Below are 25,389 nucleotides of genomic sequence, written 5' to 3'. Positions count from 1 at the left end.
ATAGTATAATGAATCAAATAGGTTTTCTAAAAAAATTAAAAACACTACTAAACAAATCCGTCTCAGCAAGTTTGTTATTGTGTTTGTTCCTATCGGAAGTTAAAGCGCAAAACACAGCACTCGAACAAAATTTTCAAAATCCTCCAGCATCTGCAAAAGCTCAAACCATTTGGTTTTGGATAAACGGAAATGTGTCAAAAGCAGGTATAACAGCCGATTTGGAAGCGATGAAAACGGTTGGTATTCAAGGCGCTATACTGTTTAATGTGAGCTTAGGAAACCCAGAGGGCGTTGCACCTTATTTAAGTCGAAAATGGTTAGAACTCTTTAAATTTGCTGCTTTGGAAGCCAAACGTTTGGGTCTGGAATTGGGCTTTCATAATGGTGCTGGCTGGTCCTCATCTGGTGGTCCTGCAATTACGCCTGAATATGCGATGCAAGAACTGGTATACTCAGAAACCATTCATCAAGGCAATACCATATTCAAAGGAAAATTGCCTCAACCAAAAACCAAATTAGATTATTATAAAGACATTGCAATACTCGCATTCCCAAAACCCAAAAGCGATGTGCGCATTCATGATTTGGATATTAAAAGTCTTTCCCATAAAGTCCGAAATCATTTAAACCCTGATGATAAACCTGTTACCGATTTGGCAGTTATAAAGAAATCAGACATTATTGATTTAACATCGAAACTTGATTCTGATGGTTCGTTAACTTGGAAGGCACCAGCAGGAGACTGGGTAATTTTACGGATTGGACACACCCCCACTGCTGAACTGAACCGTTTTCCTAGTGATGCTGGCCGTGGATTAGAATGCGACAAAATGAGTACCCAAGCTGTTGATTTATTTTGGAAAGAAAGCATAATGCCTATTATTAACAAACTGGATACCTTAGTAGGTTCGGTAGTTAAAAGATGCCATTTAGATAGTTATGAAGTAGGAACAACCAACTGGACTAAGGATTTTGCTACGGAATTCAAAAGGCTTCGTGCTTATGATTGTCATTCATATTTACCTACCCTGGCGGGTTATTATGTGGAAAGTGGCGAAGCATCCGAACGATTTCTTTGGGACTTCCGTCGAACTATTGGCGATTTAATGGCAAAAAATTATTACGGAAGGCTAGCAGCACTTAGCCATCAACATGGTATGCTGTTTTCCACCGAACCTTATTGGGGACCTTTCGATAATATGCAGGTGGGCGAGTCGGCCGATTTAGTTATGTCTGAGTTTTGGAGCGGAAGTCTCGCGTTTTTCGATTCCCCAAAATTTGTTGCTTCTATTGCCAAATTAAATGGCAACAACATTGCCGAGGCGGAGTCTTTTACCGGTATGGGTGGATGGGACCAGCACCCTAGTAAACTCAAGGCGATGGGCGATTTGGCTTGGGCGCAGGGTATAAATCGCTTTGTTTTTCACAGTTATGTACATCAACCTTGGGATGTGGGTCCTGGATTGACTTTACAGGTTTTTGGAACTGATTTTAACCGTTTGAATACTTGGTGGAACCAAAGTAAACCTTTTGTAAACTATATCAATCGAGGTCAGTTTTTATTACAACAAGGTCAATCTGTTGCCGATGTTTTGCTTTTTACAGGAGAAGCTTCGCCAAATGATGCTTTATTGATGCCAGAAATAAAAGCCTTAGGATATGATTATGACGTGATTGGTTCCAATAAAATAAACGAATTGTCGGTAAAGGATGGTTTAATTTGCACCAAAGTTGGCGATACATACCATGCTTTGGTACTTCCCTCAACGCCTTGGATGACACCTAAAACATTGGCTAAAATAGAAGCACTGGCAAAAGGTGGCGCTATTATTCTGGGTGCGAAACCTCGAAAATCTCCTAGCCTTCAAAATTATCCAGAATGTGATGAACAGGTGAGAGATACGGCTATTAAATTATGGGATTCCGGACTCATAAATGATTTGTCAATTTTGGATTTTCTTAAAAAGAGTAAGTTACCTCCTGATTTTTCTGTTCAGCAAGAAAGTACAGAAGCTCTAGATTTTATCCACCGAAAAACAGCAGACACAGACATCTATTTTGTGGTGAACACACTAAAGGAAAGTAGATATCTTGAATGCCGTTTTAGGGTTACAGGCAAACAACCTGAATTTTGGAATGCCGAAACAGGCGAAATTACAAAAGCTTCAGTATGGAAAAATAACGGCGATGGAACGACTACGGTTTCCATACCGTTTGCTTCAGAAGCAGCTGTTTTTGTGGTTTTTAGAAAGTCGGATGATTCAGAACATCATATTGTAAGTGCTACAACGGCGTTACAAAAGCCAAAAGTTGAACCACTACCAAACTTAAAAATTATAAAAGCAGAATACGGTACATTTTTACCTGATGGCGTGGTTGACGTTACAGAAGTCGTTTCAAATAGTGTTCTAAATGGTCAACTGAAAATACAAGCAACTAGAGACCTCTGTGGAGGCGACCCTGCTCCGGGCTACAAAAAGGAATTGCGTATTCAATATAAAATAGGGGAAGAAATTCTGGAGAAAAATGCCATGGAACGCGAATGGCTGGAAGTCGCTGCGGCTGATAGTGGGAAATTGGAAATCTTGAAAGCGGTTTTTGGAAAATTTAAAAGGGGAGTCGATGGTATTCCACCGAATAAGCCAGTTTACGATGTAACTGCCAAAGTTAATGCCACGGTGAATTCAGGAATATTCGAAATACCAGTAAATGACAGTTTTTCGGAAAAGAAAGATAGCTCAATTAAAAAATCCTTACGTATTGTATATGTTACAAATGATGAAGAAAAAACAGTTGTAGTATCGGATGGAGGCATATTGCGATTATCAAAAGAAGCACCTGAATCAAAATTGAAATATGAAGATGAAACGTTAAATTGGGTAACGCCTTTAGCTGGTAAAATCACCTATCGTACTTCCGTAGGAAAAACAAAAATAGTAACGGTGAAATCAGTCCCTGAACCTATGGTATTAACTGGTGCATGGGATGTTAGTTTTCCGCAGAAGAATGAAACGGTTTTAAAAGAAACGTTCAACAGCTTAACGTCGTGGACTACTTCTTCTAACGATGCTATCAGGTATTTCTCGGGTACGGCCAGCTATAAAAAACAATTTGAAGTTCCATCCAAATTTTTCAAATCTAATATATGCTTACAGTTAGATTTAGGAAATGTAAAAGAGATAGCCGAAGTGTATTTAAATGGCAAAAATCTTGGAATTTTATGGAAAGCGCCTTTTAGAATTAATATTGATGAAGCTGTTGTAAAAGGCACAAATACGCTAGAGGTAAAAATTACCAATCTTTGGCCTAATCGACTAATTGGTGATGAACAATTATCTTCAGATTATAAATACAAAGGTTCGGTAGTTAATGAGTGGCCCGAGTGGCTTTTAAACAATACAGAGCGCCCAACAAATCGGGTCACTTTTGCAGCCTTTAAGCATTGGCACAAAGATTCTAAATTACTTCCATCTGGCTTATTGGGACCTATTAAAATTATAGTTTCAAAAGTTGAAAAATTGAAATAGATTAGAATGAATTCAGCACAGTACAGGACAACATCTAAGAAGATTTAAAATAAATTTGAATCTTGGCATTATTTGTTTCTGGTAGTGACTTAGCCGTTACCTGTAAATGATGTTCCAAGCAGAATTAACGATTTAAAGAAAACTTTTACATGAAGCATATCTTATCAATAGCTATTTTATTTATTGGTTTGAGCACTGTTGCACAGCCCAAAAAGACAATGCCCAACATCCTTTTTATAGCGGTGGATGATTTACGTCCGGAACTGAACTGTTATGGGGCAAGCCAAATCAAATCACCTAATTTGGATAAGTTGGCTGCTGAAGGCTTGGTTTTTAACAGAGCCTATTGCAATATTCCTGTTTGTGGTGCTTCAAGAGCAAGTCTTTTAACGGGTACGCGTCCTACGCGTTATCGTTTTATTGATGCCTATACTGAAAAGGACAAAGACAATCCCGATGCCGTATCACTGCCGTTATTGCTTAAGAATAATGGTTATACAACTATTTCCAACGGAAAAATATACCATCATCAAAAAGATGATAAAGAGGCGTGGGACAGCCGTTGGTTTCCAAAAGGAAATATTCGTGATTATCAATTGGCAGAGAATATTAATAAGAATGCCAGTGCAAACCTTTCGGAAATAGGAGGAGCTGCTTTTGAAAATGCAAATGTGGATGATACCGCTTATTTTGATGGTAAAATTGCTCAAAAAGGGATTGCCGATTTGCGTAAACTGAAAAACAAAAACAAGCCGTTTTTTCTGGCTTTAGGTTTTATGAAGCCCCATCTACCGTTCAACGCTCCTAAAAAATACTGGGATTTGTATGATAGAAATACCATCACACTTCCGGAGAGTTACGTTCAACCCGAAACGACTCCCAAAGAAGCATTTCATAACTATGGCGAATTGCGCTTGTATGGTGGAATTCCAAAGAAAGGTGAATTATCGGAGGATTTGGCTAAAGAATTGATTCACGGCTATTACGCCTGCGTAAGTTATGTTGATGCACAAATTGGTTTGATTCTTGATGAATTGAAACGCTTGAACTTAGAGGAAGATACTATTGTGATTTTATGGGGCGACCATGGATGGAATTTAGGCGACCACAAGTTGTGGTGTAAACATTCTACTTTCGAAACAGCGCTTAAAACCCCATTAATCATTAAAGTACCAGGAAAAACTAATGGTGCTATCAGCAACGATATTGTTGAGTATGTAGATGTCTATCCATCGTTGGTAGAACTGGCAGGTTTAAAAAGTCCGAATACAGTTGAAGGCAAAAGTTTTGTGCCCATTATCAACGGAAATAAAAGTGATAAAAACTGGGCCGTGAGTAAGTTTAAAGATGCTGTAACTTTGATAAAGGACGATTTGTTTTATACCGAATGGACAGACAATCATGGGAAAGCCTACGCTCGAATGCTTTTCGACCATAAAACCGACCCTTTAGAATTGGACAATTTAGCTGAAAAACCAGAATATCAAAATATGGTAAATGAATTAGCTGCTGATTTAAGGGTAAAATGGGGGAAGGATTTTTTAAGAAAAAATTAAAGTTTAATAGCAATAAATAGTTACCAATGACAAAAGCTAACTGCTTAGTTTTAATACTAATTTCTATATTTTATTTCTCTGGAAATAGTCAAAGTCAACACGCATCAAAACCCAACATAGTATTCATTTTAGCAGACGATTTAGGCTGGACAGATGTAAGCACGGGCAATACTAATTTCAATAATGGTTCTAAAATCTATCAAACCCCCGAAATTGACAAATTAGCATCCCAAGGCATGTCTTTTACTAATGCGTATACCAATCAAAACTGTGCGCCAACGCGTGCTGCCTTGATAAGCGGGCAATACGCCACAGGTGTTGATAACGGCGTGTACAATGTAGGGTCATTAAAAAGACAAGACAAACGAACAAAAGGCTTTCCAAATGTGCTAATTGAGCCTCATGAGCAGCAAAAAGTAATTTCAGAAGATGGAATTAATATTTTCGATATGCTCAAAACACAAGGATACCAAACTGCTTTAATTGGCAAAAGTCATGGTACACCGCATCCTTTAAGAGGCGACTATGGTATCGACTTACCTGCCGACATTCATAATGAGATATCGGCTACTGTAAATGGAGAAAAAACGAAGTCGTATTATTTAGCATTGCATTCAGATGGCAATGGATGGACTTTTGGATCGGATTACTTTGATAAATATGCGCATCCGTATAATCAAAAATATATTGATGAAAACTTATCACCATACAAAAAGAATAGTAATCAATCGGTTTTAGTAGGAACACCTAAGCACCTTACAGATGCCATTGGTGATTTTTCGGTAGATTATATTAAAGAAAAATCAAATACTGAAAAGCCTTTTTTTCTTTACGTGCCCTTTCATGCGGTTCATTCAGATGTTGTAGGTCGTAAAGATTTAACCGAGAAATATTTAAAAAGAGGTTTAAGTGAAAAACAAGCAGAATACGCTTCTTTAATAGAACTTTTAGACCAAAATGTGGGTAAAATTAGTAATGCCTTGAAAGACCCAAATGGTGATGGTGATTTTTCAGATGATATAACCAATAACACTCTGTTTATTTTTTATTCAGATAACGGAGGATTGGTTGATAATGTTCCTCTTAAAGGCAAAAAAGGAAGTTTATACGAAGGGGGTATTCGAGTCCCATTAATTTTTAGATTTCCTAATGTAATCAAAAAGAATTCAGTTTCAAATCAAGCAGTGCATTGTATTGATTTTTTACCAACATTAGCTGATTTTGCAGGAGTAGATATTGCTTCATTACAAAAAACTAATGGGGAAAAAGCTATTTACGACGGCGCATCTTTTGCACGTATTTTAAAGGGGAAGCAAAAACGTATAGAACGCGACAATTTGTTTTGGCATCTCCCGGGATATATGGACGAAAGGTTTTCGCCTACTACACTCATTCAAAAACGCATTGGTAATGCCTATTATAAGCTTTTTTATTTTTATGAAACAGAAGAATTTGCTTTGTACAATTTGAAAAAAGATTTGGGAGAGAAAGACAATCTTTTAGAAAAGCCAACTTCAAAAAATATGAAGATTGCTTTAAAAATGAATGCTGATATGCTAGCTTGGTTAAAAGCAAATATGGCTCCTACGGGTACTTTTATAAAAAACGGAAATACAGTACCTTATCCAAAAGCAGATGCAGTTAGCAAATACAAACAATAATTATATACTATTGAAAATGAAAAAATATAATCTGAAACTGCTTCTCTTTGGATGTATCTCTTTAACAATGATTTCATGCTCGGCTCAAAAGAAGCAAGAAGTAGCGAATGTTAAAAATTCACAGAGTCAAAACACAAAATCCAATATTATATTTTATTTGTCTGATGACCAAGATGTGTATGATTATGGTTGTTATGGGAACGAAAAAGTTAAAACCCCCGCTGTGGACCGAATTGCCAGAGAGGGAATTTTGTTCGAAAATGCCTTTACAGGTCAGGCGATATGTGCCCCTAGTAGATCGCAATTATTTACTGGGAAATATCCTTTGAAAAATGGTTGTTTTGCCAACCATTCCAAAGTAAAACCAGATATTGTAAGTATTACGACGCATTTGCGAAAACTAGGTTATGAAGTGGTACTAGCAGGAAAAAGCCATGTGAGTCCAGATGAAGTTTTTGATTGGGACAAAGAATGGCATGCGGTAGAAAGACCCGAAGGCCCAAGAGAATATATTCCAATTGATAGTATTCAAAGTTATTTTAAAACGGCCAAAAAGCCATTTTGTATGTTCATAACATCATATTATCCGCATTCGGAGTATTTTAATGTGAATGGTGCTTCTGCAAATGATATCAAGTTTTACCCTTTTAATGAAAGCAAAAAGAACAATGCTGCTTTTATAAAAGACAAAGCCGGCTATTACAGAAGCATTGAAGAAGATAACAAACAATTAGACCAAGTGCTTACGGCTGCTGATAACTATTTAGGAGACAATACCCTAATTATATATAGCGCAGACCATGGTGTTTCTGGGAAATTTACTGTAAAAGATATTGGTTTGAAAGTTCCTTTTGTGGCACGTTGGCCCAAGGTAATTAAACCAGGTTCCAAATCAAATCAACTCATACATTATACCGATGTATTGCCCACATTTATGGATATTGCAGGTGGTAAAGCCACAGCTGATATGGATGGCAAAAGCTTCTTGCCAATTCTAAAAGGGCAGGATATTGAAATTAATGAATACGTTTATGGCGTACGGACTAATCAAAATATTTTGAATTCTGAAGTTTTTCCGTCTCGAATGATTCGTGATAGCCGTTACAAATACATCCGAAATTTTAATTCCATTGAAGTGGTAGAAAAGAATCTAACAAATAAACCAAATGTTGATTTTTTCATTCGTAGAGGCGCTACCGCTTTTAAAAACGAACCCTTTGAAGAATTGTATGATTTGAAAAACGACCCTTTCGAACAAAATAATCTAATAAACAAACCCGAATTAAAAAAGATTAAAGAGCGATTAATCAAAGACCTATTTAGTTGGATGACATTTCAAGGCGACTTTTTAAACAATCAACCGGGTAATATGCCACTGATAAAAGGAAAAGGAAAAGCTGGTTTCAGGCTAGACGAAGATACGCCTCGAAGAAAAATTCCAGATTCAATAAAAAACACATTAAATGAAGGGGATTATTTAATCATCAAGCATTGGTAGTTTTAAGTTAATTAAAAGCAATTTTAATAAAACTTGTTTTGATTATTTTATAATGATTGACTAAAAATTGTAAAGTTTTAGATTTCTAATATTCTTATGAATCATGATAACACTAGGTAACATAAATAATCACAGAAGCTAGATTTGTTTTTTAACAAAAAATAATATATATGCAAGCAATATTAGGTGTTCTATTTCATTCATTAGGCGGTGTCGCTGCCGGTAGTTTTTACATGCCTTACAATAAAGTAAAAGGCTGGTCTTGGGAAACCTATTGGATGGTTGGTGGCGTTATGTCGTGGTTAATTGTACCGCCAATTGCAGCATTTTTAACCGTTCCTGGTTTTATAGAAATTATTACATCATGTTCAAACATAATTTTAGGATTTACTTTTTTAATGGGGTTGCTTTGGGGAGTTGGAGGTTTATCCTATGGGTTAGGTGTACGCTATTTGGGTATGTCCCTTGGAAACTCAGTAGTTCTCGGATTTTGTGCCGCTTTTGGGGCCATTGTACCTTCTATTTATTACAATTTTAATCCTGAGGTTGGTAAAACTTCTTTTTCGGACATGTTAGCGAGCTCAGGAGGACAAATTGTATTGTTGGGAGTCTTGATTTGTATTATTGGTATTGCCGTTTGCGGTAAGGCTGGTATTATGAAAGAAAATGAACTTTCTGAAGAAGAAAAAAAGAAAAGTGTTTTAGAATTTAATCTAGTAAAAGGCTTAATTGTTGCTGTGCTTTCAGGGGTTTTAAGTTCCTTTTTCAGTTTTGGGATAGAAGCAGGTAAACCTTTAGCAGATGCTGCGGTTAAAGCTGGTTACGATCATTTGTACTCAAATAATGTCACATTTGTTGTCATTCTTTGGGGAGGGTTAGCTACCAATTTGGTTTGGACAACCCTATTGAGCTTTAACAACAAATCGTAAAAAGATTTTACAAACAAGAAAACCCCTATCCTAAACAACTTTATATTTTCGACATTGGCAGGAACCATTTGGTTTCTTCAGTTTTTCTTTTACAGTATGGGTGAGAGCAAATTAGGCAATGGTGACAGTTCTTGGATTTTGCACATGTCTACCATTATTTTAACGGCCAACCTTTGGGGTATTTATAGAAAGGAATGGCATGGTGTTGCTAAAAAAACAAAATTTACAATTACGGCAGGAATAGCCTTCATTTTATTGTTGGTGGTTTTGGTGGGTATCGGTAATTCTATATAAATAAGCTATTCTTGTGCTCTACATAAATTAACATCTTTAAATTCAATATGAGCAGTCACATCCCCTGTATCACTTGTGCCATAGGCCCCATATCTTGTATAAACTCCTTCTGTAGTATGGGTATGTTTAATATAGGCTTCAGTATCACTTACTTTTATTTTTGAAAATGCCGTACCATCAGCATCGTATCCTGTTTCATAAACAAAATTATATTCTTGGTCGTAATTTAGGGTTTTAAAGTTTTTAACGTCTCTTCCACCACCTGTATCTGTGGTATACGGATTAATGGTTACATGGGTTTCTAATTGTATTTTGTCATCACTGGATTTCTTGGCGTAAAGTAAAAATTGAGCACTTCTGTTTGTGCTTCCTGCTTCTTCTCCTTTAATAATGTCACCTCCTGCATGGGACTGAATGATGCAGGTGTTTCCATCACTTAAATCTGTAATTTTAAATGTTCCAGTTAGAATCGTTTCTTTACTTGTTCCTTGCGAAATGGTTTTAAAAAATCGTTCTACTCTCGTTCTAGTGCCATCATATCGTATTTCGCCACCAGTAATCTTGTAGCTACCCCAGCCATTAGCTAAATTTTCATAACCTCCAACAGTATTATCTGTTCTACAATCTAGTGTGCCTTGATTGTTAGGGTTTGCAACATCCTCGCAAGATTGTGATTGTGATGCTGAAGGACCTAAGTTGGGAAAGTCTGAAACGTCATCACAATCCTGGTTAGTAGGAGGATTCGAATTGTCATTCTCTGGTTCTTCTATTAAAGTTTCTTCCTTGTCTGGTTCATTTTCTGAATGAGTAGAGCATGATGATAAAAGGGTTAAATATAAAAGGAATCCACATTTACTTATTAGTTGAAGTTTGTTTTTCATTATAAACACATGTTATTTTTTGTTAATTTATTAGCAATTCGAGTCTTTTCTGTCCTGTTTTATCCTGTGCTGTGTTTTAAGGGGGAGTACAAGTAACGATTAATGTAAGGTGGTGAAATAACAGATTTTATAATTTCTGCAAGTACGGCCATCATTTTATTCTCTGTGATTTTTGTGGGTATTGGTTATTCTATGTAATGAATTGCAGGGCAGAACAGGACAGGAAAGTGTTCAATTACATATAAATTCGAAGAGGTGTTTTTAATGTTTATCGCTACACACCACCTTAAACTTAAACTATTCAATTTTAATTTATAGTATGGAGAATACAAACTGGATACTTCAACTATTGGGGCGTTTGCACCCTTTATTAGTGCATTTTCCTATAGGACTTTTAGTTGTTGCGCTGTTCCTTGAAGTTTTAACAATGACAAGAAAAAAACAAGGCTTGCGAGAAGGCATCAAATGGATGGTGTATCTCGGAGCTATATTTGCTAGTTTTTCAGCAATATTCGGGTGGTTGTTACGTACACAAGAAGATTACAGTGGTGATTTGGTGGATAACCACCAGTATACAGGAATTGCTACTGCGGTTTTGGCTGTGATTACTGCTTTTATTTTGCGAAATACTTTAAATAAACAAAAGCAAGACTTACGGCTTTATAGAGGGATGCTAACGGCAACGGTAATCGTTTTAAGTATAGCAGGGCATCTAGGAGCGAACTTAACCCATGGTGAAGATTATTTAATAGCTGTTTTGCCTTGGAACAACAGTGCTTATGAGGATGGAAAATCAGACCTATTACTTTCTGAACTAAAAAATTCAAAAAGCATTACAGAACCACAACAAGATAGATTAAACTTAGAAGTTAGAGCCATATTTGCCCATAAATGTTACCAGTGCCATAGCGAGAATAAACAAAAAGGAGCATTAATTCTTGAAACAAAAGCTGGCGTTTTTAAGGGAGGTGAATCAGGGCCTTCCATAGTATATGGAAAACCACAGGAGAGCGAATTATATAGAAGAATTACACTTCCTGCAGGACATAAAGAAGTCATGCCTTCCAAAGGAAAGTTATTAACCGAGAGCGAAATTGCTCTCGTTAAACTTTGGATACAAAATGGTGCACATTGGTCTGATAAAGCAGTTAAAGTATTTCCCGAAGCAGAATTGGCGCTTAACAAACCGAAATTACCCAATACGGAAAACCTAAAGCACCCCGTAGACAAATTAATTGACAACTATTTCAAAGCTCATAAAATAGATTGGCCAGAGGTAGTAGATGATAGAACTTTTATAAAACGTGCTTATATGGATGTTATTGGTCTGCTTCCTGAGCCTAAATCTATTCAGAAATTTAAAGAGGATACAAACCCTAATAAAAGGGAAGCATTAATAGATTCTTTATTAAATGATCATACTAATTATACGCAGCATTGGCTAAGTTTTTGGAATGATTTGTTACGTAACGATTACTATAGTGTTGGTGGTAAAGAACCCATAACAAATTGGTTGTATACTTCTTTAATGGATAATAAATCATATAATCAAATAGTAACGGAGTTGGTAAACCCCGTAAAAGGTTCAGAAGGTTTTATTAAAGGTGTTAAATGGCGAGGTGTGGTCAATGCGAGCCAAAGAACGGAGATGCAAGCAGCTCAAAATATTGGTCAGTCTCTTATGGGGGTTAATGTAAAATGTGCCTCGTGCCATAATAGTTTTGTAAGTAACTTAACCTTAGAACAGGCTTATGGTTTTGCCACTGTTTTTTCAGATACTATTCTAGAATTGAATCGATGTGATAAACCCATAGGAAAATTGGCTAAACCTAATTTTTTATATCCTGAACTTGGGAGTGTAGAGGGTGAAACGGTTAAAGATAGATTATTAAAGCTTGCAGAGGTCATGGTACAACGTGATAACGGAAGGTTGTATCGTACCTTAACCAATAGGTTTTGGGACCGATTGATGGGGCGTGGTATTGTTGAGCCCTTAGATGAAATGGATAATGCACCTTGGGATGCCCATGTACTGGATTGGTTAGCGTCAGATTTTGTGGATTCGGGTTCCGACTTAAAACATTTAATTAGGCGCATCATGACTTCTAAAGTTTACCAGCTGCCTATGGTCAATTATAAAAAAGCAGAAGACCTAAAAACAAAGTATGTTTTTAAGGGCCCAGTAACCCGCCGATTAAGTGCAGAACAATTTTCGGATGCGGTATGTCAAATTTTAGCACCACTTTATCCGCAAGTAGCTTTCAATCCTAATGGTGATGATATTGAAGCCATACGTATTTGGCATTTAGAAGAAGAGTTAGGACGCGTAGTACTGCCCGAACCTGGTAAGCGCTATTTTAGAAAATCGTTTCATGTGTCTAATGAAGTCATAAAAAAAGGTGAGATTTTAATTTCGGTTGATAATTCATATGCGCTTTACTTCAACGGTAAAAAATTAAAGGAGAATGAAAATTGGAAAGTGGTAGATAAAATTGATATATCTAATTATTTAAAACCTGGAAAAAACACTATTGCTATTGTAGGCGGAAATACTGGGGAAATTGCTAATCCTGCAGGTATTTTATTTGCTTTAAAATTAGATTATAAATCGGGTAAATCACTATTGCTAAAATCGGATACTTCATGGTTAAGTTCAAGAGAACTACCACAGGGCAATTGGGTTGCCGTTAATTATGATGATCGTTCATGGCAAGAAGTTAGAAATTATAGTACAGGAAATTTCAAAAATTGGGGACAGTTGCTTGATTTTACTTTTAAAACGCACAACGAAAAATATGCGCGTGCTAGTTTGGTAACACAGCATCCTTTTATGAAGGTTTTAGGACGCCCGAGTAGAGAAATTGTAACCACATCAAGGGAAGACCAAGCCACATTACTCCAAGCCTTAGAGCTTACAAATGGTGCTTTTTTTAATGATATTCTGGAAGAAGGTGCAGAGGTATGGTTGAAAAAATATAGCGAAAATTCAAATATAATTGTCAATAGCTTGTATAGTAAAGCAATTGGTAGGCAACCTTCTAAACTAGAAAAAACAGCAATGCTAAATGTTTTAGGATCAAAACCAAAAAAAGAACAATTGCAAGATGTGTTTTGGGCGGTTTTGATGTCGCCAGAATTTCAGTTCATTAATTAAAAAAGCTTATAAAACATGGATAAATATAGTTCACGTAGAGATTTTTTAAAAAAGATGAGTGCCGCTAGCTTATCAGCAGCCGCAACTACCATTCCTGGTTTTAGTTTTTTAAGTTCTTGTGCGCCCGAAGTTCAAAAAATGGCATCTACTGCAGATACTGTTATTCTACTATGGATGGCTGGTGGTATGGCGCATACCGAAACCTTCGATCCTAAAGCCTATGTGCCTTTTGAAAAAGGTGTGGAAAGCAAGCGTGTGTTAAGTACGTTTCCAAAAAAGCCAACTATTGTGGACGATTTATATTTTTCAGAAGGTTTAGAATCCATAGGCAGTGTCATGGATAAAGGGACCATAATTCGTTCATACAAATCGGCCGATTTGGGGCATATTTTACACACCCGTCATCAATACCATTGGCATACCTGTTACGAACCGCCACAGTCTGTACAGGCACCTCATATTGGGGCGTGGATAGCGAAAGAATTAGGACCTGCCAACCCGGTAATCCCTCCGTTTATTGCTATGGGGCAACGCTTCACTATGGGAGAGTCGGAAGAATTAAAAGCGTTTCATTCTGCAGGTTTTTTAGGTACTGAATTTGGTCCGTTTTTAATTCCAGACCCATCCAGTGGATTGGAAAGCGTTCGCCCTCCAAAAGGCATGTCTTTAAAACGTTTTGAGGCACGTTATAAATTGTACAAAGAACTCGCTAATAAAAGTGAGGTGATGCAGCAAGCAAGTGATTATCAGCGCGAGTCGTTAATGCGTTCCATGGAACAATCGTACCGTTTATTGAATTCGCCAGAAGCTAAAGTTTTCGATTTGTCCGAAGAACCTAAAGAAGTTTACGATACCTACAATACAGGACGTTTTGGTTTAGGTTGTTTATTGGCAAAACGATTAGCTATGAATGGCGGGCGTTTTATTAGTGTTTCTACCGAATATGAGCCTTTTTTAGGCTGGGATACACATGAAAATGGGCATACAAGACTTAAAAAAATGAAAGCGCTTATCGATAGACCTGTGGCGCAATTAATTAAAGATTTAGATGAAAGTGGGCACCTCGATAGAACCTTGATAATTTTGGCAAGCGAGTTTAGTCGCGATGCTATTATGGAAGGTAGACCGGGTAAAAAAGTAAAAGATCAAGTAAACCAGCCCGATATTATTGAACACGAAAAACATTACGGTATGCATCGCCATTTTACCGATGGAAGTTCTATATTAATGTGGGGTGGTGGTATAAAGAAAGGATTGGTTTATGGCAAAACTGCCGATGAACGCCCGTGTTCTTCTGTAGAAAATCCCGTAGTGATAGACCAAGTACATCAGTCTATTTATCACGCTTTAGGTATGCATCCAGAAACCCATTACGAAATAGAAAGTAGGCCATTTTACACAACTCCTGATGGAAAAGGGAAACCCATTTTAGATTTGTTTGGAAAGCCTATGACATCAAAAAAGGCATAATTTAAGATCATGAAGCGAAGAACGTTCATTAACAACATATCAAAAGCCTCGTTAGGTATGGTAGCTGTACCGCATTTTAATATTTTAAAATCTAAACCTAAAATGTATGATGATGTCATTGGTCATGGCAATTTCAAATACAGAGTACATAAATCATGGGGAGAGCTGGATAGAACAGTAACACCCGTAAAAAACTGTCATGAAATGGTAATGGATTCTAAAGGAAGGCTTATTATGGTTGGAGATGACGTTCATAATAATGTATTGATTTATGATAAATCTGGAAAGTTGTTGGACTCTTGGGGAATTCGTTACAGCGGAGGACACGGTCTTTCGTTATGGAATGATGGCTCTGAAGATTTTCTGTTTATATGTGATACCAATGGAAGTGTGTTAAAAACCACTACGGATGGCAGGGAGTTGATGCTGATTGGTCATCCATCAGAATATGGCGCTTATGAAAAAGATGCTGTTTTTAAACCCACAGAATCCGCTATTGGACCTAATGGCGATATTTATATAGCAGACGGTTATGGATCCAATTATATATTACAATTCACAAAAGATGGCGAGTTTATAAGGAAAATAGGCCAAGGCAGAGGAACTGGAGAAAATCAATTTCAAACCGCACATGGGGTTTGCATTGATTACAGGGGTAAAGGCGATCCAACATTATTAATTACTTCAAGAGCAGCCAATTGTTTTAAACGCTTCACTTTAGATGGTCAATATATAGAATCCATTGTGCTTCCCGGAGCATTTGTTTGTCGCCCTGTGATTCATAATGATAATTTGTATTCAGGGGTTTGTTGGTCTTCAAAGATAGATTATGTTGAGGGTGATAAGAATACACATCCTTACAATATAAATCCTAATTCTGGTTTTGTCACCATTTTAGATAAACATGGTAAAGCACTGTCAAATCCTGGAGGTACGGAGCCAACATACCAAAAAGGAAAATTACAGCGAATGGTTCAAGATCAACCTATATTTAATCATTGTCATGATGTATGTGTTGATAATGATGAAAACCTATATGTGTGCCAATGGAACGCGAATAAAGCGTATCCCATTAAACTAGAGCGGGTTTAAAATCGAAAATAAAATATACCATTACAATACAGGACAGTTAATAGCTGTTTAGCTCCTAACTTTGGATATTACACTAATGATTTCTAAATATAAAATGTCAAAAATCAAATTACTAATTACGCTTTTGTGTGCTGTTTTATTCAACATTTCTTGTGGTCAAAAGGCATATAAAACAAAAGACGCATCCTTAACTTTTGAAGTTTTAACATGCAACTCGAAAACCAACCCTACAGCTATAGAAAGTGAAGCACCACTTTTTTCATGGATTGTTATTGCCGAAGGGTTTAATAAATCGCAATCGGCTTATCATATTTTAGTAGCAACTTCTCCAGAAAAACTGAGTGAATCAGAAGCTGATGTATGGAATTCAAAAAAAGTAGAAAGTAACAAATCCACTTTTATAAAGTTTGAAGGCGAACCTTTGGAAGCTTTAAAAACCTATTATTGGCAAGTAAAAGTTTGGGATGAAATTAGTAATGCATCAAGATGGTCTGAAGTTCAAAAGTTTGAAATGGGTCTGATGAATGAAGCCAATTGGGGAGCATCAAAATGGATAACGCTTAACAAAGATACACGAACTTCCCCGTATCGTTTTAGAGATTACATAACCGGAAATATGAAAAAAGGGAAGCCAGTTGAGGGTTTTGCTGCTGGTTATTTTAGAAAAGGCATAAACCTTAGTAAAGAAGTGGAAAATGCCCAAGTTTATATTTGCGGATTAGGCTATTATGAATTGTATTTAAATGGTGAAAAAGTGGGCAATCATGTGCTGGATCCTGCACCATCTAATTATGATAAGCAAGCTTATTATATAAATTATGACATTACAGAACAATTGAAATCTGGTAAAAATACCTTCGGAATTATACTGGGAAATGGGTTTTATGGACAAAATATTTCTTGGAACGGCGATCCAGAATCTAACAAAAAAGGGGTGTCCTATGGTCCACCAACTGTACGATGTTTGGTGAAATTAAACTTTACAGATGGTACATCATCAGATTTTTATACTGATGAAACATGGAAAGAATCTACGGGTCCTATTGTTTTTAATAACATTTACGGTGGTGATACTTACGATGCACGTTACGAATTAGGTAATTGGACAACTGTTGATTATGATGATAGTGCTTGGGGCAATGCCAAAGAAGCTACTCCCGAAGTAAATAAAATAAGTGCACAACAAATCCCCACAATTAAAAAGTTAAAAGAATTTGAACCGCAACATGTATTTAAAGGTGCCGATGGCGAGTGGATTGTAGATTTCGGACAAAATATTGCAGGTTGGGTTAAACTAAATGTGAAGGAAAAAGAAGGTCAATTAATTGAAATCATCACCACCGAGGCACTATTAACCAACGGAAAAGATATTTTTCAAGGGTCTACTGGCGGTGGAGCCAACGGTATGCCTCAAATTTATCAGTACATCTGCAAAAGTGACGGTCTTGAATCTTGGGAGCCTAAATTCAGTTATCATGGTTTCAGGTATGCTAAAATAAAAGGCATTTCTACAAAGCCCGATGCGAATATGATTAAGGCGGTTTTAGTGGCTACAGATATCAAGGAAACAGGTAGTTTTAGTTCCTCAGATGAATTGCTAAATAAAATGCACAGCATCAGTAAATGGACTATTGTTGATAATATCCACGGTATTCCAGAAGATTGCCCGCATCGCGAAAAATGTGGTTGGTTAGGCGATGCCCATGCCTTTTGTGAGTATGCCTTGTATAATTACGATATGTACGATTTCTATAAAAAGTATATGGAAGATATCCGTACACAAATGCGTCCCACCAAAGGGCATAACAATCCAGAAATAAAGTATCAAGTCCCAACCATGATTGCTCCTGGTAAGCGCACTTCAACCTATGCTAAAATAGATTGGGGTGTGGCAACCATGTATTTGCCTTGGTATAATTACTGGTATTATGGTGATGACGCTATAGTAAAAGAGTACTATCCAGAAATGAAAGATTTAACCAATTTTTACCTCGATTTTAAAGGTGAAAATGGCATTATGCAAGACGGAATGGGCGATTGGTGTCCACCAAGTTGGGATAGAAGATTAAATCCTGAGGCGATGGAATGCGACCCCATCATTTCAGCCAATGCGTATTTTTATGATGTTTTGGGCATTATGGAACGATTTGCTAAAATGAATAACGACGTTGCGTATGAGGCAAAAATGAAGGCAGAAAAAGAAGCTTTAAAAACTGCCTTTAATAAATCATATTTGGTTACTATACCAAATACAAATCATAAATGGTACCAAAGCCAAACGGCTACGGTACAAGCACTTCAATTTGGCATGGTTCCAGATACCGAAATAAACAATGTGGTTAATGGTCTTGAATACGATATTGTAAAAGTAAAAGGCGGTCATCATTCCACAGGAATTCATGGAAACAGATATATCTATACCGTTTTAGCTAACCATGGGAAGGCGGATTTAGCACATCAAATTTTAACCACTCCAGATTTTCCTAGTCAAACCTATGTTATGAATTCAGGCTTCACGACATGGCCAGAGCGCCAGTTTGAATGGGAGAAAATGGAAGGTCCAACAAACTCATTAAATCACCCAATGCACAGTGGTTTTGCAGCTTATTTTTATGAATCTTTAGGTGGCATAAAATCTTCAAAAGAACAGGTTGGGTATAAGGAATTTATTGTTAATCCTATATTTCCAAAAACCATGACTGAAACTGCGGTTAAGGTACCTTCGCCGTATGGTTCGATTCATAATAGTTGGAAGTTGAATGGTGAAAATTTTTCAATGAATTTAGAAGTGCCTTTCAATACGAAAGCACAAGTTGTTCTATCACCCAAGGAATTAAAATCATTAAAAATTAATGGTGTTTCTCTTGAAGCTTTTCAAAAAGAAATAAAACTTGAAATACTGAATAATTCGACTTTAGTAATAGGTTCAGGAACGTATTTATTAGAATACGTAAAATAAATAAATATGAAAAATAGACTGTTTACAATTTGCCTTATGATGCTATTAGTTGCGTCTGTAAAAGCACAAGTTAAAATCAAACAAGAAAGTATTTCAACAGTAGATTCTAAAGCGCTTACTATTGATGGGAGATTTGGAACCGCTATAAATGGACGAACTTACCAAAAAGATGCATTGGCGTCACATAATGGGTATCAATATATTGCGTATTACAATGAAAATAGATGTGTTTGTATTTCAAGAAGAAAACTTCCTGAAGGGGATTGGAAAACCATTCAATTTTTAGATTACGATTTTAAAAGTGACGATTCTCATAATATTGTTTCATTAGGCATTTGCCCTAATGATGGTACCATTCACTTAGCCTTCGATCATCATGTACATCCGCTGCATTATCGGGTTTCAAAAAAGGGTTTAGCAACGAATCCAGAAACTATGGAGTGGTCTGCAGCTTCATTCGGCCCAATTTTAAATGAATTAGAAGAAAATAAACCCATTAAAATAACCTACCCAAAATTTTGGCCTACGCCCGAAGGTAATCTTCAAATAAATTATCGTGTAAGAGGTTCCGGTGATGGCGATCGCATGTTGGTTGACTACAATGCCGAAACCGGAAAATGGGAGCATACCCGACAAATTGATTCGGCATTGGGAATGTTTGAAGATCAACTGGGGAAAAGCGAGACACGTTGTTCCTATCCTAATGGGTACGATTATGATGCTAATGGAAGATTGCATGTAACCTTTGTTTGGCGCGAAAATAGTCAAGGTGCAAATCACGATTTAATGTATGCTTATAGTGATGACCGTGGATTTACCTGGAAAAATAATGACGGAAATGTGTTGAATGAAATTATAAATGTTAATTCACCAGGTTTAGTAGTGCAATCCATTCCACGTGTATGGGGTTTAATGAACGATCATGGGCAAGTTATAGACTCCAAAGAACGGGTCCATGTGGTTATGTACCATGGTACAAAAGAAACCATTGAAGCGGCAGGAAGTACATTGGGAGCAACGCGTTGGGGACCTATTTCAGCACAACGCTATTTTCATTATTGGCGCAATGAACAAGGTGTATGGAACCGTTTTCAATTACCTATGGCAGTTGGTAACAGGCCAAAAATATTTGCTGATAAAAATGATAATTTAATTATGATTTATGGTGGTACAACTAACAAATCAATTAGAGGCAAAAGTAGTAAAGCTGATGGTGAAGATTTGATAGTGGCTGTAGCAACAGCTAAAAACAAATGGCAAGATTGGCATATTGCACATGCGGTTAAAGGCCCTTTTATGAATGATATGTTGGCAGATATTTACCGTTGGAAAAAGGAAAGGAGATTATCTGTAATGTTGCAAGACGAACCTAATGAGATTAGAAATCCAAGTGAATTAAAGGTTATTGATTTAGAAATTGATATAAAATAATGAAGCTATAAATGCTTTTGAATATAAAATGACTATAATTTTAATATGATGAAAACAGGAAAATTTACAATGAATCAAATCTTTTTTGCGATTTTGTTCAGTTTAGTATTAATCATCTCGGGTTGTTCAAAATCAGAAGACGTAGAAGAAGAAATAATTGAAGAACCAGAAATAGAGGTTCCAGAGCCCATAGATCCTGCTAAACTTGTAACCATTAATACGGGTGCCGTAGTGGGTACGTTTTATAATTTTTGGTCAACAAGGCCCATGATAAACCAAACGCGTTTTAATAGTTCAGGTTTTAGAACCGGAGAGGTAGAAAGCGTTAAAGATTATGTGCAGAGCTATAATTTGGTACGAATGCTTGGAGGAAGAACCGATGATTTAAACGAGTATTACCAAGGCGTTGACGCATCCGGTAATATTATTACTGATTTTAGCGGACTCCTAACAAGCATGCGTAATTTTAGGCTTACAGGTTTAAAACCGCGTATTGTGTTAGATAATGTGCCTTGGGAGATGAGTTTGCCAAAGGTAGTGGATACTTACGGAAATTCTAAGCCACCAACAGATTACAATTTATGGAGACAATATATCAACGCCTTTTTAAATACCTTAGTTAATGAATTTGGAATGGCAGAAGTTAAAACCTGGCGTTTTAGAGTGGCAACCGAACCAAATTATACACCAGATCACTGGCGCGGAACTAAGGAAGATTATTTTAAGCATTACGACATCACGGTTGATGAGGTTTTAAAAGTAATTCCAGATGCTATTATTGGCCCAGGAAATATGCTTACAGAAGGTAGTGCTACATATTCCACAGAACTTATAGACCATTGTGTTACCGGTACAAATTATGCTACAGGTCAAATAGGAACAAAAATGAGCTTCTTTTGTATTTCTTATTATGAAAAAATAGATCAAAACACCGTAAAACTTCCAGACGATATTGGGCCATATAGAAATAGTTTGGATAGCTATTCTCAGTTTAAAGATATTCCATTAGATATTCAAGAATTTGGAATTTTACGAGATGAAAATGGGAAAAGAGGTGTTAGTTTAAATGATGCTACAGAGTTTGGGGCAAGTTGGTATGCAACCATTGCTGAAATGGCATTTAAATATAGAATTAATGAAATTTATGAATGGGGACAGGAAGTTGAAGGTGGTAACTTGCCTCAAGGAAAAAGAAACGTATCTAAAATGTTCCAAATGATGGAAGGTGGTAACAGGCTTCAGGCTGTTCATAATCTTACAGGATATGCTGGTGTCATTCCCGTTATAAAAAATAACACTATTTATTTATTGGTTTATAATCATAATACAAGTAGAAATAGTACTTCAAGTAAAACCGTTTACCCAAAACTTGAAGGCGGTTTAATTTCAGGTGGAACCAAGTGGACAATGAACGAGTGGACGGTTGATAAAAATAATAGCATCATGATGCACGAACTCTACAAAGATCTTCGTACTGCAGGTATTAGCGAGATTACTAACGGTCGTATTTACGGTAATAGAATATCCGATCGTTTTGAAACGGGTTGGGAAAATGTTTTAAATACTAACATGGCCAAATACGAAAATTTATCTAAGTTATCTAAAACAGCAACCGATGTGATTGTTGAAAAAAAGGATGGCAGTGTTATATTAAAGGTTGATTTGGAGCCGCATAGTGTTAAGTTAATTGAGTTAAAACCGCAATAATATATTGTCGTCAATTGAATATTGATTTTATTGTTTAAAAAAGAGTTATAATATAAATCACCCTCACAAAACAGGACAGTTGCCGTCATAGATATCTATACATTTAGACCAATAACTAAATAACTAAATAACTATGATTATTAATTTTACAAAAAAATGGAACCCATGTGTTAAGAAGGCGTGGGTATTCATTATCATGGCACTGTCCTGTTGTGCCATGTCGAATGCGCAAACAGTTTCGGGTACGGTTACTGCCGATGGGCAGCCACTACCTGGTGCTACTGTTTTATTAAAAGGTACATCAAAAGGTACTAGTACAGACTTTGATGGTAATTATTCCATTGAAGCTAATGCCCAAAGCACACTTGTTTTTTCGTATGTAGGCTATGCTACCCAAGAGGTTTTGGTAAGAAATCAAACAAAAATCAACGTTGTATTATTAGCTGATAATAAGCTTGATGAAGTGGTTGTGATTGGGTACGGAACGCAACGTAAATCCGATTTAACAGGGGCCGTATCTTCAATAAGTTCAGAAGATATTGCCAGTCTTCCTGTGGCAAGGGTAGATCAAGCGTTGCAAGGTAGAGCAGCAGGAGTTCAAGTTACTCAAACAAGTGGAGCCCCTGGAGCGGGAACGTCGATAAGGGTAAGAGGAGGAAACTCTATTACAGGAAATAACCAACCACTTTGGGTTGTTGATGGAATTATTGTAGGTACTAATTTTGATTTGAATAATCTTAACGCCAATGATATTAAATCGGTTGAGATTTTAAAAGATGCATCTTCTATAGCTATTTATGGTTCTAGGGGGGCTAATGGTGTTATTTTGGTAACTACAAAAAATGGAGCGAATATTGGTGGGGGTAAACCCCAAGTAAATGTGGGTATTTATACAAGTACTCAATTGGTTCCAGAAAGGCCTGCTTTTCTTTCTCAAGCAGAACAAATTGCCTATACTAACGAGGATGCTCGTTTTAGAGGCGTTGCAGAGCCATTTCCAGGGAATCCGTCTGATTACCCAGATAATGATTATTTTGATTTATTGCTAGATCCATCACCAATTTATAATGCCGATGTATCTATTGCTGGTTCTTCTGAAAATGGTAATGTAAATTACTATAACTCTTTGAATTTCTTCCATCAAGATGGATTAATAAAGAATTCTGGAATTGAAAAATATATTTTCAGATCAAATGTCGATTTTAAATTAAGTGAAAAGTTGAAAGCAGGATTTAGAGTTAATTACTCTAGAATAAAGCAAGACAATGGTGTTGTAGGTTATGGCGGCTTGTTAAATATTTTGCCAACGCAACCAATTTATAACGATGATGGGTCTTACAATGGATTCAATGATGTTATTGGGGCACCTTTCAATAACCCATTAGCAACAGCTCAATTGGATACCGATGAAACAATTGGCACTAATTTCTTGGGGACTATGTATTTAGAATACAGTCCTATAGAAAATTTAATTATTCGTTCTACGTTTAATCCAGAGATTGATAATAGCAAGAGAAACGAGTTTACTTCTAGCCAAAGACCAGATTTAACGGTTGTGGGCGAGACTGGAAATGCAAGAATTTCTTCGGTAGCAAGTTTTAACTGGAACAACGAAAACACGATTCAATACAATGCAAAATTTGGTGAAAACCATAATTTAACAGTGCTTGGTGGTGCATCTTTTCAAAAGAGTACTAGTGAGTCTATTCTAGCACAATCATTTGGTTTTACTACCGATGCAACACAGTTTAATAACCTAAATTTAGGAACTGATCCAACTAGAAATGTTGTAAGAAGTGGCTTTGTAAGCGAACAAATTGTATCCTTTTTTGGAAGGCTTAATTATAGCTTTAAAGACAAATATTTGTTAACTTTAGTAGGAAGAAGCGATGGTAGCTCGAAATTTGCACCTGGTAATAAATATGCATTTTTCCCATCTGTAGCAGGTGCTTGGAAAATTTCTGAAGAACCATTTATGCAAAACCAAAACGTCTTCAGCGATTTAAAATTAAGAGGTAGTTGGGGTAAATCAGGAAACCAGGCTATTTTACCTTACAGCACGTTGCCTATTTATGAGGAAGCTAATACCTCTTTAAATGGGGTTGAGATACCGGGGGTAACCTTGGGTAGACCTGCAAATCCGGATTTGCAATGGGAAACCACTTCATCATATGATATAGCTCTAGAAGCTTCGCTTTTTAATGGTAGAATATTTACAGAGTTTAATTACTACCGTAAGAAAACAAATGATTTATTGTTAGATGTATCCATTCCTAGACAAACAGGTTTTCAAACACAGTTACAGAACGTAGGGTCGTTGGAAAACAAAGGTTGGGAGTTTTTAATCAATTCTACCAACATCAGAAATGATAACTTTACTTGGGGGTCTACATTAACCCTTTCTTCAAACAAGAACAAAATACTAGATCTTGGAGGTAAAGATTTCATAGATTTGGTAGTAGATCAAATTGTAGGTGCGGGTAATCTCCGTCTTATAGTAGGCGAAACAGTCCCTGTATTTACTGGAGCCAATTATTTAGGTACTTGGAAGAGTCAAGCAGAAATTGATGCTTCTGGTTTGTTGCCAGGTTCTCAAGTAGTTGGTGGACCAAGATTTGAAAACCGATTAACCGTTGATACTAACAATGATGGTATCCCAGATCAAGCAGACAACATCATATCTAACGAAGATTATGTGGTATTAGGTAACCCATTTCCAGATTTAATTTATGGTTTTGAAAATAACTTTCGATACAAAAATTTTGATTTAAACATATATATTCAAGGTACCGTTGGTAACGAAGTTTATAATTTAAGAACTAGAGGTAATTTTTGGACCCGGGGTGAAAATCCAAAGTATGCTGAAATAGCTAACCGTTGGACGCCAGATAATCCAACATCTAATATACCTAGAGCAGGTTCTGATGGTGTAACAGGTATTCCTCCTACTTCTGAAGATGTAGAAGATGGTACGCACTTGCGTTTAAAGAATGTGAAATTAACGTATAATCTTCCAGTAGATAAAATGGGATGGGACGGTGTTAAAGGAATGTCCATTTATGCCACAGGAACTAACTTATTGTTATTGTCAGATTTTAGGTTGATCGATCCTGAAACAAGTCGTTATGGAAATACTGGATTAGGAAATATAGCCCAAGGATTTTCAAATGGAGAGTATCCAAATGCAAAGGTTATTAGCTTAGGACTAAATGTAACTTTTTAATCAAATT

General features: G+C 36.5%; 12 protein-coding genes and 1 pseudogene. 12 read left to right on the top strand and 1 reads right to left on the bottom strand.

Features of this window, described 5'->3' with window-relative positions; all coding sequences use genetic code 11:
* Positions 1 to 8 precede the first annotated feature (8 nt).
* From ACGK9U_RS09490 to rhaT, 5 genes and pseudogenes are all read left to right on the top strand, one after another.
* Positions 9 to 3,527, top strand: coding sequence for a glycosyl hydrolase (locus tag ACGK9U_RS09490; RefSeq protein ID WP_394466137.1), 3,519 nt, complete (start codon positions 9 to 11; stop codon positions 3,525 to 3,527).
* Between the two features lie 149 nt (positions 3,528 to 3,676).
* Positions 3,677 to 5,083, top strand: a complete 1,407-nt coding sequence (locus ACGK9U_RS09485) for a sulfatase (RefSeq protein ID WP_394466136.1) — start codon at positions 3,677 to 3,679, stop codon at positions 5,081 to 5,083.
* Between the two features lie 26 nt (positions 5,084 to 5,109).
* Positions 5,110 to 6,744, top strand: a complete 1,635-nt coding sequence (locus tag ACGK9U_RS09480) for a sulfatase-like hydrolase/transferase (RefSeq protein WP_394466135.1) — start codon at positions 5,110 to 5,112, stop codon at positions 6,742 to 6,744.
* Between the two features lie 16 nt (positions 6,745 to 6,760).
* Positions 6,761 to 8,242 (top strand): sulfatase, encoded by a 1,482-nt coding sequence (locus ACGK9U_RS09475; protein ID WP_394466134.1) that lies wholly within the window; start codon positions 6,761 to 6,763, stop codon positions 8,240 to 8,242.
* A 170-nt stretch (positions 8,243 to 8,412) separates the two neighbouring features.
* A pseudogene (gene rhaT / locus ACGK9U_RS09470) lies at positions 8,413 to 9,465 on the top strand (L-rhamnose/proton symporter RhaT).
* Between the two features lie 5 nt (positions 9,466 to 9,470).
* Here the strand turns inward: rhaT and ACGK9U_RS09465 are convergent.
* On the bottom strand, positions 9,471 to 10,346 hold the full coding sequence (locus tag ACGK9U_RS09465; RefSeq protein WP_394466133.1) for a hypothetical protein: 876 nt from the start codon (positions 10,344 to 10,346) through the stop codon (positions 9,471 to 9,473).
* A gap of 319 nt (positions 10,347 to 10,665) precedes the next feature.
* Here ACGK9U_RS09465 and ACGK9U_RS09460 point away from each other — a divergent pair, with 319 nt between their 5' ends.
* From ACGK9U_RS09460 to ACGK9U_RS09430, 7 genes are all read left to right on the top strand, one after another.
* Positions 10,666 to 13,500 carry a DUF1549 domain-containing protein gene (locus tag ACGK9U_RS09460; RefSeq protein ID WP_394466132.1) on the top strand — a complete coding sequence of 945 codons (2,835 nt, stop codon included), beginning with the start codon at positions 10,666 to 10,668 and terminating at the stop codon, positions 13,498 to 13,500.
* A 15-nt stretch (positions 13,501 to 13,515) separates the two neighbouring features.
* Positions 13,516 to 14,970, top strand: a complete 1,455-nt coding sequence (locus tag ACGK9U_RS09455) for a DUF1501 domain-containing protein (protein ID WP_394466131.1) — start codon at positions 13,516 to 13,518, stop codon at positions 14,968 to 14,970.
* 9 nt (positions 14,971 to 14,979) lie between these two features.
* Positions 14,980 to 16,062, top strand: a complete 1,083-nt coding sequence (locus tag ACGK9U_RS09450) for a 6-bladed beta-propeller (protein ID WP_394466130.1) — start codon at positions 14,980 to 14,982, stop codon at positions 16,060 to 16,062.
* A 94-nt stretch (positions 16,063 to 16,156) separates the two neighbouring features.
* Complete coding sequence (locus ACGK9U_RS09445) at positions 16,157 to 19,021, top strand: alpha-L-rhamnosidase (protein ID WP_394466129.1); 2,865 nt, start codon at positions 16,157 to 16,159, stop codon at positions 19,019 to 19,021.
* Between the two features lie 36 nt (positions 19,022 to 19,057).
* On the top strand, positions 19,058 to 20,452 hold the full coding sequence (locus ACGK9U_RS09440) for a BNR repeat-containing protein (RefSeq protein WP_394466128.1): 1,395 nt from the start codon (positions 19,058 to 19,060) through the stop codon (positions 20,450 to 20,452).
* A gap of 69 nt (positions 20,453 to 20,521) precedes the next feature.
* Positions 20,522 to 22,159 carry a hypothetical protein gene (locus ACGK9U_RS09435; protein ID WP_394466127.1) on the top strand — a complete coding sequence of 546 codons (1,638 nt, stop codon included), beginning with the start codon at positions 20,522 to 20,524 and terminating at the stop codon, positions 22,157 to 22,159.
* 133 nt (positions 22,160 to 22,292) lie between these two features.
* Positions 22,293 to 25,382 carry a SusC/RagA family TonB-linked outer membrane protein gene (locus ACGK9U_RS09430; protein WP_394466126.1) on the top strand — a complete coding sequence of 1,030 codons (3,090 nt, stop codon included), beginning with the start codon at positions 22,293 to 22,295 and terminating at the stop codon, positions 25,380 to 25,382.
* Positions 25,383 to 25,389 lie beyond the last annotated feature (7 nt).

It is taken from the genome of Mariniflexile sp. HNIBRBA6329, from assembly GCF_043558645.1.
Classification (GTDB): Bacteria; Bacteroidota; Bacteroidia; order Flavobacteriales; family Flavobacteriaceae; genus Mariniflexile.
Note: the sequence above shows the minus strand (reverse complement) of the source record. Positions and strands in the feature narration are given on the sequence as shown.

Coding starts and splice junctions, on each gene's coding strand:
- ACGK9U_RS09490 (WP_394466137.1), top strand. CDS start 9: ATGAATCAAATAGGTTTTCTAAAAAAATTAAAAACACTACTAAACAAA.
- ACGK9U_RS09485 (WP_394466136.1), top strand. CDS start 3,677: ATGAAGCATATCTTATCAATAGCTATTTTATTTATTGGTTTGAGCACT.
- ACGK9U_RS09480 (WP_394466135.1), top strand. CDS start 5,110: ATGACAAAAGCTAACTGCTTAGTTTTAATACTAATTTCTATATTTTAT.
- ACGK9U_RS09475 (WP_394466134.1), top strand. CDS start 6,761: ATGAAAAAATATAATCTGAAACTGCTTCTCTTTGGATGTATCTCTTTA.
- ACGK9U_RS09465 (WP_394466133.1), bottom strand. CDS start 10,346: ATGAAAAACAAACTTCAACTAATAAGTAAATGTGGATTCCTTTTATAT.
- ACGK9U_RS09460 (WP_394466132.1), top strand. CDS start 10,666: ATGGAGAATACAAACTGGATACTTCAACTATTGGGGCGTTTGCACCCT.
- ACGK9U_RS09455 (WP_394466131.1), top strand. CDS start 13,516: ATGGATAAATATAGTTCACGTAGAGATTTTTTAAAAAAGATGAGTGCC.
- ACGK9U_RS09450 (WP_394466130.1), top strand. CDS start 14,980: ATGAAGCGAAGAACGTTCATTAACAACATATCAAAAGCCTCGTTAGGT.
- ACGK9U_RS09445 (WP_394466129.1), top strand. CDS start 16,157: ATGTCAAAAATCAAATTACTAATTACGCTTTTGTGTGCTGTTTTATTC.
- ACGK9U_RS09440 (WP_394466128.1), top strand. CDS start 19,058: ATGATGCTATTAGTTGCGTCTGTAAAAGCACAAGTTAAAATCAAACAA.
- ACGK9U_RS09435 (WP_394466127.1), top strand. CDS start 20,522: ATGAATCAAATCTTTTTTGCGATTTTGTTCAGTTTAGTATTAATCATC.
- ACGK9U_RS09430 (WP_394466126.1), top strand. CDS start 22,293: ATGATTATTAATTTTACAAAAAAATGGAACCCATGTGTTAAGAAGGCG.